The organism is Parvibaculum sp., from assembly GCF_049651025.1.
In the GTDB taxonomy this organism is placed as follows: domain Bacteria; phylum Pseudomonadota; class Alphaproteobacteria; order Parvibaculales; family Parvibaculaceae; genus Parvibaculum.
The window spans coordinates 1-16,989 of record NZ_JBASBH010000069.1; the positions used below are offsets into that span (position 1 = coordinate 1).

At 59.6% G+C, this 16,989-nt stretch carries 14 protein-coding genes, 1 tRNA gene and 1 pseudogene; 14 read left to right on the forward strand and 2 right to left on the reverse strand.

Going from position 1 to position 16,989, the window contains the following annotated elements:
- The 10 genes and pseudogenes from WA943_RS09410 to rpoC all read left to right on the forward strand — a co-directional run.
- Nucleotides 1–90: pseudogene (locus WA943_RS09410) on the forward strand (elongation factor Tu); the annotation flags it as partial.
- 24 nt (nt 91–114) lie between these two features.
- Nucleotides 115–190: transfer RNA gene (locus WA943_RS09415), tRNA-Trp, on the forward strand.
- Between the two features lie 38 nt (nt 191–228).
- The gene (gene secE, locus WA943_RS09420; RefSeq protein WP_424469629.1) at nt 229–429 is read left to right on the forward strand and encodes a preprotein translocase subunit SecE; all 201 of its coding nucleotides are present in this window, start codon (nt 229–231) and stop codon (nt 427–429) included.
- Between the two features lie 7 nt (nt 430–436).
- Nucleotides 437–967, forward strand: coding sequence for a transcription termination/antitermination protein NusG (gene nusG / locus WA943_RS09425; RefSeq protein WP_424469617.1), 531 nt, complete (start codon nt 437–439; stop codon nt 965–967).
- 87 nt (nt 968–1,054) lie between these two features.
- Entirely contained in the window at nt 1,055–1,489 is a 435-nt protein-coding gene (rplK, locus tag WA943_RS09430; protein WP_424469618.1) for a 50S ribosomal protein L11, read from the forward strand.
- Nucleotides 1,490–1,494: 5 nt separating this feature from the next.
- Complete coding sequence (rplA, locus tag WA943_RS09435; protein WP_424469619.1) at nt 1,495–2,181, forward strand: 50S ribosomal protein L1; 687 nt, start codon at nt 1,495–1,497, stop codon at nt 2,179–2,181.
- Between the two features lie 376 nt (nt 2,182–2,557).
- The gene (gene rplJ, locus WA943_RS09440; protein ID WP_424469620.1) at nt 2,558–3,076 is read left to right on the forward strand and encodes a 50S ribosomal protein L10; all 519 of its coding nucleotides are present in this window, start codon (nt 2,558–2,560) and stop codon (nt 3,074–3,076) included.
- A 58-nt stretch (nt 3,077–3,134) separates the two neighbouring features.
- Nucleotides 3,135–3,506 (forward strand): 50S ribosomal protein L7/L12, encoded by a 372-nt coding sequence (gene rplL / locus WA943_RS09445; protein ID WP_424469621.1) that lies wholly within the window; start codon nt 3,135–3,137, stop codon nt 3,504–3,506.
- Between the two features lie 164 nt (nt 3,507–3,670).
- Nucleotides 3,671–7,759: a DNA-directed RNA polymerase subunit beta gene (gene rpoB / locus WA943_RS09450; RefSeq protein ID WP_424469622.1), complete on the forward strand. Its 4,089-nt coding sequence runs from the start codon at nt 3,671–3,673 to the stop codon at nt 7,757–7,759.
- A 161-nt stretch (nt 7,760–7,920) separates the two neighbouring features.
- Nucleotides 7,921–12,129 carry a DNA-directed RNA polymerase subunit beta' gene (rpoC, locus tag WA943_RS09455; RefSeq protein WP_424469623.1) on the forward strand — a complete coding sequence of 1,403 codons (4,209 nt, stop codon included), beginning with the start codon at nt 7,921–7,923 and terminating at the stop codon, nt 12,127–12,129.
- Between the two features lie 84 nt (nt 12,130–12,213).
- On the opposite strand, the gene WA943_RS09460 is transcribed toward rpoC, so the two are convergent.
- Both WA943_RS09460 and WA943_RS09465 read right to left on the reverse strand, forming a co-directional pair.
- Nucleotides 12,214–12,600 carry a hypothetical protein gene (locus WA943_RS09460; RefSeq protein ID WP_424469624.1) on the reverse strand — a complete coding sequence of 129 codons (387 nt, stop codon included), beginning with the start codon at nt 12,598–12,600 and terminating at the stop codon, nt 12,214–12,216.
- Between the two features lie 27 nt (nt 12,601–12,627).
- Nucleotides 12,628–13,311, reverse strand: coding sequence for an EF-hand domain-containing protein (locus WA943_RS09465; RefSeq protein WP_424469625.1), 684 nt, complete (start codon nt 13,309–13,311; stop codon nt 12,628–12,630).
- Between the two features lie 546 nt (nt 13,312–13,857).
- Between WA943_RS09465 and rpsL the strand changes: the two genes are divergently transcribed.
- The 4 genes from rpsL to WA943_RS09485 all read left to right on the forward strand — a co-directional run.
- Entirely contained in the window at nt 13,858–14,229 is a 372-nt protein-coding gene (rpsL, locus tag WA943_RS09470) for a 30S ribosomal protein S12 (RefSeq protein WP_424469626.1), read from the forward strand.
- Between the two features lie 11 nt (nt 14,230–14,240).
- A complete protein-coding gene (gene rpsG / locus WA943_RS09475; protein WP_424469627.1) occupies nt 14,241–14,711 on the forward strand; it encodes a 30S ribosomal protein S7 in 471 nt (156 codons plus the stop codon).
- Between the two features lie 24 nt (nt 14,712–14,735).
- Complete coding sequence (gene fusA, locus WA943_RS09480) at nt 14,736–16,814, forward strand: elongation factor G (RefSeq protein WP_424469628.1); 2,079 nt, start codon at nt 14,736–14,738, stop codon at nt 16,812–16,814.
- A gap of 48 nt (nt 16,815–16,862) precedes the next feature.
- Nucleotides 16,863–16,989, forward strand: a 127-nt coding sequence (locus WA943_RS09485) for a GTP-binding protein (protein WP_346739686.1), incomplete at its 3' end; no start/stop codon positions are given.

Genomic DNA, 16,989 nt, shown 5'->3' on the forward strand with positions numbered 1-16,989 from the left:
CCGATCGCCATGGAAGAGAAGCTCCGCTTCGCCATCCGTGAAGGCGGCCGTACCGTCGGCGCCGGCGTCGTCTCTAAAGTGTTGAAGTAAGCATCTGCGATTATCGGCGGGACTAGGAGTGTAGCTCAACTGGTAGAGCACCGGTCTCCAAAACCGGGGGTTGGGGGTTCGAGCCCCTCCACTCCTGCCAACCGCAGGCAAGAAGACGACTAGAGGACTTTGGTAGAGATCATGGCTAAAACCAATCCGCTTGAGTTCTTCCGCGAAGTGCGTTCCGAGACCCTGAAGGTCACGTGGCCCACACGGCGCGAGACTGCCGTCACGACCATCATGGTTTTCATCATGGTCGCATTCGCGACGATCTTTTTCTTTCTGGCCGATCTTGTCCTCAGCAAAGGGGTCTCGTTCGTGCTAGGCATCGGTAACTGAGGGGCCTATGGCCAAGCGCTGGTATATCGTTCACGCCTACTCGAACTTCGAGAAGAAGGTCGCGGAGTCTATCCGCGAGCAGGCGGAGAGCCACGGCCTTACCGAGCATTTCGAAGAAGTGCTGGTGCCGACGGAAGAGGTGGTCGAACTTCGCCGCGGTCGCAAGATCAACGCCGAACGCAAGTTCTTTCCCGGCTACGTGCTGGTAAAGATGGACCTGACGGACGAGACCTATCATCTCGTCAAGAACACGCCGAAGGTCACGGGCTTCCTCGGAGCGGATAACAAGCCGCAGCCGATCAGCCAGGGTGAGGTCGACCGCATTCTGCATCAGGTGCAGGAAGGCGTGGAGCGGCCGAAGCCCTCGATCACTTTCGAGATCGGCGAGCAGGTTCGCGTTGCAGACGGTCCGTTTGCTTCGTTCAATGGTTTTGTCGAAGAAGTCGACGAAGAAAAGGCGCGGCTCAAGGTTGCCGTGTCGATTTTCGGCCGCGCTACGCCGGTCGAACTGGAATACGCGCAGGTCGAGAAGATCTGAGTGTTGCGTGTGGGAGGCGTTTTCGGTTTCGGCCGGGCGTTGTAAACCACTAACCCAAATATCCGGAAGCTCCGGAAGGGGATTGAAATGGCTAAGAAAATCGAAGGCTACATCAAGTTGCAGGTGAAGGCGGGCCAAGCGAACCCGTCTCCGCCGATCGGACCCGCGCTCGGTCAGCGCGGTCTGAACATCATGGAATTCTGCAAGGCGTTCAACGCCCAGACGCAGAAGATGGAACCGGGCATGCCTATCCCGGTCGTCATTACTGCGTTCTCCGACCGTTCCTTTACATTCAAGATGAAGACGCCGCCGGCGACTTACTTCCTGAAGAAGGCCGCGAACATTACTTCCGGCTCGAAGACGCCCGGTCGTCCCGGCTCCATCGCAGGTAGCGTGACGCTGAAGCAGTGCCGCGAAATCGCAGAAGCGAAGTTCGAGGACCTGAACGCAAGCGATCTCGATCAGGCGACGAAAATCATTGCTGGTTCCGCCCGTTCCATGGGCCTGCAGGTTGTGGAGTAAGGGCTATGGCAAAGCGCATTGAAAAGGCCCGCGAGGGCATTGATAACAAAAAGACCTATTCGCTCGGCGAAGCTGTTAAGCTCGTCAAGGAGCGGGCGACGGCGAAGTTTGACGAGACGATCGAAATTGCGATCGCCCTCGGCGTCGATCCGCGCCATGCCGATCAGATGGTGCGCGGCGTCTGCGCGCTTCCGAACGGTTCAGGTCGTACGGTTCGCGTCGCGGTTTTCGCGAAGGGCGAGAAGGCCGAGCAGGCCTTGAAGGCCGGTGCCGACATCGTCGGTGCGGAAGATCTGGCCGAGATCATTCAGTCGGGCAAGATCGAGTTCGACCGTTGCATCGCAACGCCGGACATGATGCCGCTCGTCGGTCGCCTCGGTAAGGTGCTCGGGCCGCGCGGCATGATGCCGAACCCGAAGGTCGGGACGGTGACGCCCGACGTTGCCGAAGCGGTGAAGGCGGCCAAAGGCGGCGCGATCGAATTCCGCGTCGAAAAAGCCGGTATCGTGCAGGCTGGCATCGGCAAGGCGAGCTTCACGGAAGATCAGATCCTGGGCAATATCCGCGCCCTGGTCGATGCCGTGCAGAAGGCCAAACCGGCAGGCGCCAAAGGCACCTACATTAAAAGAATCGCGATCAGCTCGACCATGGGCCCTGGGGTCAAGGTTGAGACGCAGAGCGTGACCGCCTGATAAAGGCGGGTATGAGTTTCCGCTTCAGCCTTCGGGCTGGGGCGGATCGGCAGACGGTAAGCGTAGCCACTTCGGTATGAAACCGGAGTGGCTGCGCCATCGTCTGTTACCTGTCCGAGACTGTGGGTGCCGAAGCTTTCTACAAGCTGACGCTTAATCGCCAACAAGAAGGCGGCCGGCAATAGACGGGAGGCTGAACGATTTCACGGACCCGATGGGTCAATGGGATCGGTTGGAACCCGGGACGACAGGCAAGTGAGCGCCGTATTGATCCGGCGCAAGGCCAGTGGCCTTGTGACGGCGAAAGCGGCAAATGCCAATGGCGGACGAAACCCCGGTGCGCCGGGACGTAAGCTGCCACTTTAGGAGAGAGCAAGTGGACAGAGCTGCAAAGTCTGAGCTCTTGACGCACCTCAACGGCGTTTTCTCAAACGCCAATGTCGTCGTCGTAGCCCACTACAGCGGACTGACCGTGACGGAGTTGACTGATCTCCGCGCGCGTATGGCCAAAGTTGGCGCCGAGTTCAAGGTTACCAAGAACCGGATCGCCAAGCTCGCTCTGGACGGCACAAAGGCGAGCAAGATCTCCGATCTGTTCGCCGGGCCGACGGCTATCGCCTATTCGCAAGACCCGGTTGCGGCCCCCAAGGTCGCAGTCGAGTTCGCCAAGACAAACCAGAAGCTGGTGATCCTGGGCGGCGCGATGGGCGAGACGGTTCTCGATGTGAATGCAGTTAAGACACTTGCTGAACTGCCGTCGCTCGACGAACTGCGCGCGAAGCTTCTGGGCATGATCCAGACGCCTGCCACCCGTATCGCGGGTGTTGTGGCGGCTCCGGCAGCCCAGCTTGCACGCGTGCTGAACGCATATGCCACCAAGGGCGAAGCGGCCTGATTTTCAGACCTGCTGTTGTGACAACCCGATACCAACTGAACCTAAGAGAGAAATGAAAATGGCTGATCTTGCAAAAATCGTTGACGACCTTTCGGCCCTGACGGTTCTCGAAGCCGCCGAACTGTCGAAGCTTCTCGAAGAGAAGTGGGGCGTCTCCGCCGCCGCTCCGGTCGCTGTTGCTGCCGCTGCCGGCCCGGCCGCTGCCGCCGCTGAAGTCCAGACGGAATTCACGGTCGTTCTCGCCGCCGCTGGCGACAAGAAGATCGAAGTGATCAAGGAAGTCCGTGCGATCACGGGCCTTGGTCTGAAGGAAGCGAAAGACCTCGTCGAAGGCGCACCGAAGACCGTCAAGGAAGGCGCGTCCAAGGACGAAGCCGACAAGCTCAAGGCCCAGCTCGAAAAGGCTGGCGCGAAGGTCGAACTTAAGTAATTCGACTTCTGCCGTTCCGGTGGGGCGGAGGTTCAGGCCTTCGCCCCATCAGACACCTCGCGGTGTCACAGTCACCAGGCGATAGAGCATCCAGACCGGGCGGCTCGATCGAATAAGTAAGGCCCGGCCGCCGTTCTTAAAGCAGAGCGTTGCGAGGAGCAGATATGACGCAGTCCTTTACTGGTCGCAAACGGGTTCGCAAGTCCTTTGGACGCATCCCCACCATTGCGGTGATGCCGAACCTGATCGAAGTTCAGAAATATTCCTACGACCAGTTCCTGCAGGTTGACGAACCGAAAGGCGGACGCCCCGATCAAGGGCTTCAGTCCGTATTCAAATCGGTTTTCCCGATCAGCGATTTTTCTGAGAGCGCTACTCTGGAGTTCGTTCGCTACGAATTCGAGCAGCCGAAATACGACGTCGAAGAGTGCCAGCAGCGGGGCATGACCTTTGCTGCGCCGCTCAAGGTGACGTTGCGCCTGATCGTCTTCGAAGTGGATGAAGACACGCAAGCCAAGTCCGTGAAGGACATCAAGGAGCAGGACGTCTACATGGGCGACATGCCCCTGATGACGGAAAATGGCACCTTTGTCATCAACGGCACCGAGCGCGTTATCGTTTCGCAGATGCACCGCAGCCCGGGCGTCTTCTTCGATCACGACAAGGGCAAGACCCATTCGTCGGGCAAGCTGCTTTTCGCCGCTCGCGTCATTCCCTATCGCGGTTCGTGGCTCGATTTCGAGTTCGACGCGAAGGACATCGTCTATGTCCGTATCGACCGTCGCCGCAAGCTGCCGGTCACGACGCTGCTTTATGCGCTCGGCCTCGATAGCGAGACGATCCTCAACACTTTCTACAAGCGCGTGACCTTCACGAAGTCGAAAGACGGCTGGCGTGTGCCGTTCGACGCGGAGCGTTTCCGCGGCGTGAAGCCCGAACATGATCTTATCGATGCGAAGACCGGCAAGGTCGTCGTCGAAGCCGGCAAGAAGATGACGCCGCGCCTTTCGCGCAAGCTCGCGGAAGACGGCCTCAAGGAATTGCTCGTGCAGGACGAGGATCTCATCGGTCGCTATCTCGCCGATGAAATCGTCAACATGCAGACGGGCGAAATCTTCGCCGAAGCAGGCGACGAAGTGACCGCGAAGCTCATCGAGACGCTGATCGAAGAGGGCTACAAGGATATTGCGACGCTCGACATCGACCATGTGAACACGGGTGCTTTCATCCGCAACACGCTCGCGGTCGACAAGTGCACGAACCGCGATCAGGCGCTCATCGACATCTATCGCGTCATGCGTCCCGGCGAGCCGCCGACCCCGGAAACGGCCGAAGCGCTTTTCGGCAGCCTCTTCTTCGACAGCGAGCGTTACGATCTCTCCGCCGTTGGTCGCGTGAAGATGAACATGCGTCTCGACCTCGACGCCGATGACACCGTGCGCGTACTGCGCCGGGAAGACATCGTCGCGGTCATCAAGACGCTGGTCGGTCTGCGTGACGGCAAGGGCGAAATCGACGACATCGACAACCTCGGCAATCGCCGCGTGCGTTCGGTCGGCGAGCTGATGGAGAACCAGTATCGCGTCGGTCTGCTCCGCATGGAACGTGCGATCAAAGAGCGTATGTCCTCGGTCGATATCGATACGGTCATGCCGCATGACCTTATCAATGCGAAGCCGGCGGCTGCCGCCGTTCGCGAGTTCTTCGGCTCCTCGCAGCTTTCGCAGTTCATGGACCAGACGAACCCGCTTTCGGAAATCACGCATAAGCGCCGCCTTTCGGCCCTTGGGCCTGGCGGTCTGACGCGCGAGCGCGCAGGCTTCGAAGTCCGCGACGTTCATCCGACGCATTACGGCCGCATCTGCCCGATTGAAACGCCGGAAGGTCCGAATATCGGACTTATCAACTCGCTGGCGACTTTCGCGCGCGTCAACAAATACGGCTTCATCGAGAGCCCGTATCGTCGCGTCGTGGGCGGCAAGGTGACGGACGACGTCGTCTATCTCTCCGCCATGGAAGAGGCGCGTTACCGCATCGCCCAGGCGAATATCACGATCGGCAAGAAGGGCGAGATCGAAGGCGAACTCGTCAACTGCCGCATCGATGGCGACTTTGAAATGGTGCCGCCTGAGCAGGTGGACTTCCTCGACGTGTCGCCCAAGCAGATCGTGTCCGTTGCCGCGGCGCTCATCCCGTTCCTTGAGAACGACGACGCGAACCGCGCGCTCATGGGCTCGAACATGCAGCGTCAGGCTGTGCCGCTGATCCGTTCCGAGGCGCCGCTCGTCGGCACCGGTATGGAAGAAGTCGTGGCACATGACTCCGGCGCGGCGATTGCCGCGCGCCGCACCGGCGTCATCGATCAGGTCGACGCGACCCGTATCGTTGTGCGCGCCACTGAAGAACTCAACGCCGCAAAGTCCGGCGTCGACATCTACAATCTGCGCAAGTTCCAGCGTTCCAACCAGAACACCTGCATCAACCAGCGTCCGCTGGTGCGTGTCGGCGATCAGGTGCGCAAGGGCGACATCATTGCCGACGGTCCGTCTACGGAGCTTGGCGATCTGGCCCTCGGCCGCAACGTGCTCGTCGCGTTCATGCCGTGGAATGGCTACAACTTCGAAGACTCGATCCTGATCTCCGAGCGTATCGTGCGCGACGACGTGTTCACCTCCATTCACATCGAAGAGTTCGAAGTGATGGCGCGTGACACGAAGCTCGGGCCTGAAGAGATCACGCGCGATATTCCGAACGTCGGTGAAGAGGCTCTGAAGAACCTCGACGAAGCCGGCATCGTCTATATCGGTGCGGAAGTGAATCCGGGCGACATCCTCGTCGGCAAGATCACGCCGAAGGGCGAAAGCCCGATGACGCCGGAAGAGAAGCTGCTTCGCGCCATCTTCGGCGAAAAGGCTTCCGACGTTCGCGACACCAGTCTGCGTCTGCCGCCTGGCGTTGCCGGTACGATCGTCGAGGTGCGCGTGTTCAATCGACACGGCATCGACAAAGACGAGCGTGCGATGGCGATCGAGCGCGAGGAAATCGAACGTCTCGCGAAAGACCGTGACGACGAAAACGCGATCCTCGAGCGCAACGTCTATGGCCGTCTCGGCGAGCTTCTGGCGGGCAAGCAGATCGTTTCAGGCCCCAAGGGTCTCGAAGCGGGTGCGAAGATCACCGAAGCCATGCTTGATGGTCTGACGAAGGGCCAGTGGTGGCAGATCGCTCTCGACAACGAGAAGGCGATGGCTGAAGTCGAAGCGCTGAAGAAGCAGTTCGACGAAGGCAAGGATCGTCTTGAGGCGCGTTTTGCCGACAAGGTCGACAAGCTGCAGCGTGGCGACGAGTTGCCGCCTGGCGTGATGAAGATGGTCAAGGTGTTCGTCGCGGTGAAGCGCAAGCTGCAGCCCGGCGACAAGATGGCCGGTCGTCACGGCAACAAGGGCGTGATCAGCCGCATCGTTCCGATGGAAGACATGCCTTATCTGGCTGACGGTCAGCCGGTCGACATCGTGCTCAATCCGCTCGGCGTGCCGAGCCGCATGAACGTCGGTCAGATTCTTGAAACGCATCTTGGCTGGGCTTGCGCAAGCCTTGGCAAGAAGATCACGGCGGCGCTTGACGTCTATCGTCGTGAAAACAAGATCAAGGACCTGAAGGACCTCACGAAGGCGATCTACGGCAAGAACGAGACGGTTGCCTCGCTTGACGACGATCAGCTCGTCGAGATGGCCGGCAACCTCGAAGCAGGCGTGCCGATTGCGACGCCGGTCTTTGACGGCGCACATGAGCCCGACATCGTCGAGATGCTTGAGCTTGCGGGCGTCGATCGTTCCGGCCAGGTCGTGCTGCATGACGGACGTACCGGCGAGCAGTTCGATCGTAAGGTCACGGTCGGCTACATCTACATGCTGAAGCTGCACCATCTCGTGGACGACAAGATCCATGCGCGCTCCATCGGGCCGTACAGCCTTGTCACGCAGCAGCCGCTGGGTGGTAAAGCCCAGTTCGGCGGCCAGCGCTTCGGCGAAATGGAAGTGTGGGCGCTCGAAGCTTACGGCGCGGCCTACACGCTGCAGGAAATGCTCACGGTGAAGTCGGACGACGTGGCCGGCCGCACCAAGGTCTATGAGGCGATCGTCCGCGGCGACGACACGTTCGAGGCGGGCATTCCCGAAAGCTTCAACGTGCTCGTGAAGGAAATGCGTTCGCTCGGCCTCAATGTCGAGCTGCTGCTTCCGCAGGCGAACTAAAGACGAAAGTGGCGGCGTGCTTCCTTGCGAAGCGCGCCGCAGCCTTCTCCCGAAAGGGCGAGAGGGCATGAGATTTAGATATACGGGGCAAACGTGTCCGGCTGGCCCCATTGGACGCGTGACGAAGTACCCCGTTTTCCTGGAGGCCCTAGGAGACGTGCATGAACCAAGAGGTCATGAACCTTTTCAATCCGACGGTTCCCGCGCAGACATTCGATCAGATCAAGATCTCGATCGCGAGCCCGGAGCGGATCCTTTCCTGGTCCTATGGCGAGATCAAGAAGCCCGAAACGATCAACTACCGTACGTTCAAGCCGGAACGCGACGGCTTGTTCTGCGCGCGCATCTTTGGTCCGATCAAGGATTACGAATGCCTGTGCGGCAAGTACAAGCGGATGAAGTACAAGGGCATCATCTGCGAGAAGTGCGGCGTTGAAGTCACGTTGTCGAAGGTCCGGCGCGAGCGCATGGGCCATATCGAACTGGCAGCGCCCGTCGCTCACATCTGGTTTCTGAAATCGCTGCCGTCGCGCATCGGCCTTCTGCTCGATATGACGCTGAAGGATCTGGAGCGCGTGCTCTATTTCGAAAACTACATGGTGCTTGAGCCCGGTCTCACGCCGCTGAAGGAGCGTCAGCTTCTCTCGGAAGAAGACCTGCTCGATGCGCAGGAGCAGTTCGGCGAAGACAGCTTCACCTGCAAGATCGGCGCGGAAGCGATCCGCGAGCTTCTCGAAGGTCTCGACCTTCAGAAGATCGCTGCCGATCTGCGCGTTGAAATCGCGGAGTCGACTTCGGAACTGAAGCCGAAGAAGCTCGCAAAGCGCCTGAAGCTCATCGAGGCCTTCATCGAATCCGGCAATAAGCCGGAATGGATGATCCTCACCGTCGTTCCGGTCATTCCGCCGGAACTGCGCCCGCTCGTGCCGCTCGATGGCGGCCGTTTCGCGACGTCCGATCTCAACGATCTTTATCGCCGCGTGATCAACCGTAACAACCGCCTGAAGCGCCTGATGGAGCTTCGTGCGCCCGACATCATCATCCGCAACGAAAAGCGCATGCTGCAGGAAGCTGTGGACGCGCTCTTCGACAACGGTCGTCGTGGCCGCGTCATCACGGGTGCGAACAAGCGCCCGCTGAAGTCGCTCTCCGATATGCTGAAGGGCAAGCAGGGCCGTTTCCGCCAGAACCTTCTCGGCAAGCGCGTCGACTATTCGGGTCGTTCGGTCATCGTCGTGGGTCCGGAGCTGAAGCTGCACCAGTGCGGCCTGCCCAAGAAGATGGCGCTCGAACTCTTCAAGCCGTTCATCTATTCGCGTCTTGAAGCCAAGGGCCTGTCGGCAACCGTCAAGCAGGCGAAGAAGCTTGTCGAGAAAGAGCGTCCCGAAGTCTGGGATATTCTCGAGCAGGTCATTCGCGAGCATCCGATTTTGCTCAACCGCGCACCGACGCTCCATCGCCTCGGCATTCAGGCGTTCGAGCCCATTCTGATCGAAGGCAAGGCGATCCAGCTTCATCCGCTGGTTTGCGCAGCTTTCAACGCCGACTTCGACGGCGACCAGATGGCCGTCCACGTTCCGCTGTCGCTTGAAGCGCAGCTGGAAGCGCGCGTCCTGATGATGTCGACCAACAACATTCTGCACCCCGCCAACGGCCAGCCCATCATTGTGCCGTCGCAGGATATCGTGCTTGGCCTCTACTATATGTCGATCGCCAAGGACAATGAGCCGGGTGCGGGCATGATCTTCTCCGGTCTTTCGGAGATCGAGCATGCGCTGGCGGCCAAGGTCGTGACGCTGCATGCCAAGGTCAAGGCGCGCTACAAGACGGTCGATGCCGAAGGCAATCCGATCACTGTCATCGTCGATACGACGCCGGGCCGCATGATGGTGGGCGAGCTTCTGCCGCGCCACCCGAATGTGCCGTTCGATTTTGCCAACCGTCTGCTCACGAAGCGTGACATCTCCAAGATGATCGACGTGGTCTATCGCCACTGCGGCCAGAAAGAGACCGTCATCTTCTGCGACCAGATCATGGCGCTCGGCTTTACGCAGGCCTTCAAGGCCGGTATCTCCTTCGGCAAGGATGACATGGTCATTCCCGAAGAGAAGGAGAAGCTCGTCGGCGATACGCGCACGCTCGCAACTGAATATGAGCAGCAGTACATCGACGGTCTCATTACGCAGGGCGAGAAGTACAACAAGGTCGTTGACGCCTGGGCGAAGTGCACCGATCGCGTCGCCGATGTGATGATGCAGAAGATTTCGGCTGTTCAGGTCGATGCGGAAACGAAGCGCGAGAAGCCCATCAACTCGATCTACATGATGGCTCACTCCGGCGCCCGTGGTTCGCCCGCCCAGATGAAGCAGCTCGCCGGCATGCGCGGCCTCATGGCCAAGCCGTCGGGTGAAATCATCGAGACGCCGATCATCTCGAACTTCAAGGAAGGCCTCACCGTTCTCGAGTACTTCAACTCGACTCACGGTGCGCGTAAGGGTCTTGCCGATACCGCGCTCAAGACGGCGAACTCGGGTTACCTCACGCGCCGTCTCGTCGACGTCGCGCAGGACTCGATCATCTCCGAGTTCGATTGCGGCTCGGAAGGTGGCATCACGGTTCAGCCGGTCATCGATAGCGGTGAAGTTATCGTTTCGCTCGGCACGCGCGTTCTCGGCCGCACCACGGCGGAAGACGTGCTGACACCGGCGACGGGCGAGGTTCTCATCGCGAAGAACACGCTCATCTCCGAAAGCCATGTCGATCAGATCGAGGAAGCCAACGTTCAGGCGATCCGTATCCGCTCCGTGCTGACTTGCGAGTCCGCCACCGGCGTTTGCGGCGCTTGCTACGGTCGCGACCTTGCACGCGGCACGCCCGTCAACCTCGGCGAAGCTGTCGGCGTCATCGCCGCGCAGTCGATCGGCGAGCCGGGCACGCAGCTCACCATGCGTACGTTCCACATCGGCGGCACGGCGCAGGTGGTCGACTCGTCCTTCATCGAGTCGAACCATCAGGGCAAGGTCAAGATCGTCAACCGCAACATCGTCAAGGACTCGGACGGCAAGCTTGTGGTCATGGGCCGCAACGTGCAGGTCCAGGTCGTCGACGAACAGGGCAACGAGCGCGCATCGCACAAGCTCACCTATGGCTCGCGCCTGAAGGTGGACGAGGGCGACATGATCGATCGCGGCCAGCGCATCGCCGAGTGGGACCCCTATACCGTTCCGATCCTCACGGAAATGAACGGCGTCGTGGAGTTCGAAGATCTCGTCGAAGGCGTGTCGATCCGCGAAGTGGCGGACGAGGCGACGGGTATTTCCAGCCGCGTCGTCGTCGACTGGCGTGCTTCTCCGCGCGGCAGCGAGCTTCGGCCCGCCATTGTCGTCAAGGACAAGAACGGCAAGCTCATGAAGCTGGCGAGCGGCAATGATGCGCGCCATCTTCTTTCGGTCGACGCCATTCTGTCGGTTGAAAACGGAGCGAGCGTTCATGCCGGCGACGTGCTGGCACGTATTCCGACGGAAGGCGCCAAGACGCGCGACATCACGGGCGGTCTGCCGCGCGTGGCGGAGCTCTTCGAGGCACGTCGTCCGAAGGATCACGCGATCATTGCGGAAGCGACCGGCAAGGTCGAGTTCGGCAAGGACTACAAGAATAAGCGCCGCATCATCGTCCATCCGCTGGACGAGAGCCTGGAGCCGTTCGAATATCTGATCCCGAAAGGCAAGCACATCGGCGTGCAAGAGGGCGACATCATCGAGAAGGGCGAATTCATTCTCGATGGCCATCCCGCGCCGCATGACATTCTTGCGATTTCGGGCGTCGAAATGCTGGCGGCCTATCTCGTCAACGAGATTCAGGACGTCTACCGCCTGCAGGGCGTGGCGATCAACGACAAGCACATCGAAGTGATTGTCCGCAACATGCTGCAGAAGGTGGAGATCACCCATGCAGGCGATTCGACCAACCTGAACGGCGAACAGCTGGACCGGGTCGAGTTCGACGAGATCAACGCCAAGCTTGCCGATCAGGGCAAGCAGCAGATGACGGCGAACCCGGTGCTGCTCGGCATCACCAAGGCATCGCTCCAGACGCGGTCGTTCATCTCGGCGGCGTCCTTCCAGGAGACGACGCGCGTTCTCACCGAAGCCGCGGTCAACGGCAAGGTGGACGAGCTTATCGGCCTCAAGGAAAACGTCATCGTCGGCCGTCTCATCCCGGCAGGCACAGGCGGCATGCTCCAGCGTCTGCGTGGCGAAGCGCAGAAGCGCGACGACAAGATCCTGTCGGAGCAGAGTGCAGGCCAGTTGCCGCAGGCAAGCGAGCCTGTGGTGGAAGCCGCAACAGCGTCAGCCAGCGCCGAGGCCTGATACGCCTCAGACGCCCGGTTGGGTAAAGTTCAGGCCGTCATGGAAACATGGCGGCCTTTTCTTTTGGCGGCGCGCTGTGGCTGCTCAAGCGGCTCTGGGGCCCCTGGCGAGATAGGCGAGGAAGGCGAGAACGAAGACAAAGTCTCCAAAGACCGCCACGATCATGGAGGAGGGGACCTCGGCCACAGCGAGCCTCAGGGCCACCAGGACGCAGAGGCCCAGTTTGCCGAGAATGCCAAGGATCACGATCTGCCGCGCGCCCTGCATGCCCTGTGCGGCCATGGCGTAGCCGACACCGAAGACGCAGATGAGCAGGCCCATGATCTGGATCGGCAGGATGAACTGAGGATCGGGCGCTATGACGCCGATGGAGTTCATGGCGCGCATAGGCGCCAGCAAGGAGGGCAGGCCTGCCAGGAAATTATATGCGGCCGCCGCCCAGAAGACGACACGCCAGCGTTTGCTGTCCATTCTCTTGCCTCTTGGTCGTTACAGGCTTTACTCCAAAGATGGACAGCGGGTGCCGCTTCTTTGCGAATTAGCAGTCCGAATAAGCGTTTTTCCCGCCTGACTTTCAGTGGTGGAGATGACGCCGTCGCCATTGGTATCTAACGAGCGGAATAATTTTGTGGCCACGGCTCTGAGTTCTTCGCTCGTCAGGCGGCCATCTTTGTTCGGATCCAGCGCAAGCAATTTTTCCGACGGGTTCACGCCCTGTGCGCCGCAATATCGGACTGTCACGCTAGCCAGCATTTCCGGGATATCAATTGCGCCATCGCCATTGGTATCCATGCGCATTCCTTCCGCCACCTGGCGGTCCACAAAGGCCTGCTGCGGCATGCGGCCTGCGCGAGTGCTCTGGATGATTTCCTCAACGGTCACTTTATCGTCGGCATTGAGATCTTTGATAATCCATTGGGCCATCACGGATGCGCGCATTTGAGCGCGCGTGCGGGCTTTCTCAGCGTCGATATCTGCCTGGTCGAGGCCATCGCCGTCGGGGTCCGCGCGTTTGAGGAGCTCGTCAGCGCGTCCAAGGAAGTCATTCAGTTCGTTGCCTGCCTGAAGAGAGGAAATCAGGGCGGGTGGGTAAGCTGGCTCTTTCTCGTTGGCGAAGGTGGGGGACATGAAGAAAATGCTAGTGAGGATTGGCAGTGCTGTCGCAAAGGTTGAATTTTTCATGGCGCGGCGTCTCTTTTCGCAGATTTCATGATTTCAGCATGGCCGCTTTGGGTGAATAAGCGCTGAACTAGAGAATCATCTCGGAAATGCCCGGCAAAACAGAATCGGCCGGATTTGCGGAATCATCGATTCGAAGCCGCGCAAATCGAGCGGATATCGAAAACTAAAGACCTGAAAGGCCGTAATAACGTAGAAATGAAGTGGTAAAGGGTGCCGTAATCACCTCTATGCCGCCGCACGGACCTAAAAGCTGGTTTTTCGTTATTTTTAGCGGGGTTGGGCTTGACGCCCCCCGGGGGCGACGGTAGGTTCCGCTCACTTTCGCCGCAGGTAGTAGAGCCTCCGAGCCGCAACGGCCGGATCTAGACACTGGGGCCAGTACACCGACTACGAGGAATGGCGCACGACCCTGAGCGCGATGTTCAGAGTCCTCTGCATTTGAGCACTGACCCTTTTGAGGGGCTAGTGCTCATAACCGCGCGCAGCCCTGTACGGGTTGCGGGCGTGACTTTTGTTTGAACCACGAGATCGAGCAGGCGAGCAAGAATGCCCACGATCAATCAATTGATCCGAAACCCGCGCAAGCCGCTTGTGAAGCGGAATAAAGTGCCGGCCATGGAAGCTTGTCCCCAGAAGCGCGGTGTTTGCACGCGCGTCTATACGACAACGCCGAAGAAGCCGAACTCCGCTTTGCGTAAGGTTGCCCGTGTCCGCCTCACGAATAAGTTCGAAGTGTCGAGCTACATTCCCGGCGAAGGCCATAACCTTCAGGAGCACTCCGTCGTGCTTATCCGCGGCGGCCGCGTGAAGGATCTTCCCGGCGTGCGCTACCACATCATCCGTGGCGTGCTTGATACGCAGGGTGTGAAGGATCGCCGTCAGCGTCGTTCGAAATACGGCGCGAAGCGTCCGAAGTAAGGAACAGAGATATGTCCCGCCGCCACCGCGCAGAAAAGCGAGAAGTGATCCCGGACGCCAAATACGGCGACCTCGTTCTCGCGAAGTTCATGAACAGCCTGATGTATCACGGCAAGAAGTCTGCCGCTGAATCCATCATCTACGGCGCCTTCGACCAGATGGAAAAGAAGGCGAAAGTTGACGCCCTTCGTACTTTCCACGAAGCGCTCGACAACGTGATGCCGGCGATCGAAGTTCGCTCGCGCCGCGTCGGCGGTGCGACCTACCAGGTCCCCGTCGAAGTTCGCCCCGACCGCCGCAAGGCGCTCGCGATCCGCTGGATCATCGCTGCTGCTCGTTCGCGTAACGAGCAGACGATGGTCGGCCGCCTGTCGGGTGAATTGCTCGATGCTGCCAATAACCGTGGCTCCGCCGTTAAGAAGCGCGAAGACACACACCGGATGGCGGAAGCCAACCGCGCCTTTTCGCACTACCGCTGGTAATCAAGTCTTTCTGAGGCCACTCCTATGTCCCGTCAAAGCAAGCTCGAAGACTATCGTAATATCGGCATCATGGCTCACATTGATGCGGGTAAGACGACGACGACTGAGCGCATTCTCTACTATACGGGCGTCAACCATAAGATCGGGGAGACGCATGACGGCTCTGCGACCATGGATTGGATGGAGCAGGAGCAGGAGCGTGGCATCACGATCACGTCCGCCGCGACGACTTGCTACTGGAAGGGCAAGCACATCAACATCATCGATACGCCGGGCCACGTCGACTTCACGATTGAAGTGGAACGTTCGCTCCGTGTGCTCGACGGTGCGATCACGGTGTTTGACTCGGTGGCCGGCGTTGAGCCGCAGTCCGAGACGGTGTGGCGCCAGGCTGACAAGTACGAAGTGCCGCGTATGTGCTTCGTCAACAAGATGGACCGCATCGGCGCGAACTTTTACCGCTGCGTTGAGATGATCAAGGACCGCCTCGGTGCCGTTCCGATCGTTCTTCAGTTGCCGGTCGGTGCAGAAGCCGAATTCGAAGGCCTGATCGATCTTCTGCTGATGAAGGAAATCATCTGGAAGGATGAGTCGCTCGGTGCTGAGTTCGAAGTGCGCGACATTCGCGCCGACCTCAAGGAGCAGGCCGAAGAATATCGTGCCAAGCTCGTCGAGCAGGCCGTCGAAATGGATGACGCCGTGCTGGCGACCTATCTCGATGGCGTCGAGCCCGACGTCGACACGCTGAAGAAGTGCATTCGTACAGGCACGATCACGCGCCAGTTCGTTCCGGTGCTTTGCGGCTCCGCGTTCAAGAACAAGGGCGTCCAGGCGATGCTCGACGCGGTTATCGACTTCCTGCCGTCGCCGCTCGATATTCCGGACGTCGAAGGCGTCGATCCGCGCGATGAGACGAAGGTTCTGACGCGCAAGCCGGCCGATAATGAGCCCGCCGCGGTTCTCGCATTCAAGATCATGAACGACCCCTTCGTCGGTTCGCTCACATTCGCCCGCGTCTATTCGGGCACGATCACGACCGGCATGGCTGTCGTCAATTCGACGAAGGATGGCCGCGAGCGTATCGGTCGCATGCTGCAGATGCATGCGAACCATCGCGTCGACGTGAAAGAAGCTTTTGCAGGCGACATCGTTGCGCTTGCCGGCCTTAAGAATACGACGACCGGTGACACGCTGTGCGATCCGAGCAATCCGATCATTCTTGAACGGATGATTTTCCCGGAGCCGGTGATCGAGGTTGCCGTCGAGCCCAAGACGAAGGCCGACCAGGAAAAGATGGGCGTCGCGCTCAATCGTCTCGCGCAGGAAGATCCGTCTTTCCGCGTCAAGGTTGACGAAGAGTCCGGCCAGACGGTCATCAAGGGCATGGGCGAATTGCATCTCGACATCATCGTCGACCGCATGCGCCGTGAATTTAAAGTCGAAGCCAACGTTGGCGCGCCGCAGGTTGCTTACCGCGAGACGCTCACGAAGAGCGCCGATGTCGACTACACGCATAAGAAGCAGTCGGGCGGTTCGGGCCAGTATGCCCGCGTCAAGATCACGATGGAGCCTTCGGCTCCGGGCGAAGGCTTTGTCTTCGAAAGCAAGATTGTCGGTGGTTCTGTTCCGAAGGAATATATTCCGGGCGTGCAGAAGGGCATCGAAAGCGTGAAGGACAATGGTCCGATCGCCGGTTTCCCGATGATCGACTTCAAGGTCACGCTGACCGACGGTGCGTATCATGACGTTGACTCGAGCGCCCTCGCGTTCGAAATCGCGGCACGCGCAGCCTTCCGTGAAGGCGCCCAGCAGGCTGGTGTGAAGCTCCTTGAGCCGATCATGAAGGTCGAAGTTGTGACGCCGGAAGACTACATGGGCGATTGCATCGGCGACTTGAACAGCCGCCGCGGTCAGATCAGCGGTACCGAGCAGCGCGGCAACGCGCAGGTCATCCACGCGATGGTCCCGCTCGCCAATATGTTCGGGTATGTGAACAACCTGCGTTCGATGAGCCAGGGTCGCGCACAGTACACGATGCAATTCGATCACTATGAGCAGGTTCCTCAGGCGGTTTCGGACGAAGTCCGCGCGAAGTTTGCTTAAACCGCTACCCGTTAATCGAAGTCAGTTCCTGAAGGATGGAGCGCCGATATGGCCAAAGAGAAATTTGAACGCAATAAGCCGCATTGCAACATCGGGACGATTGGTCACGTCGATCACGGTAAGACGACGCTGACGGCCGCGATCACGAAGGTGCTTGCGGAGTCGGGCGGGGCGA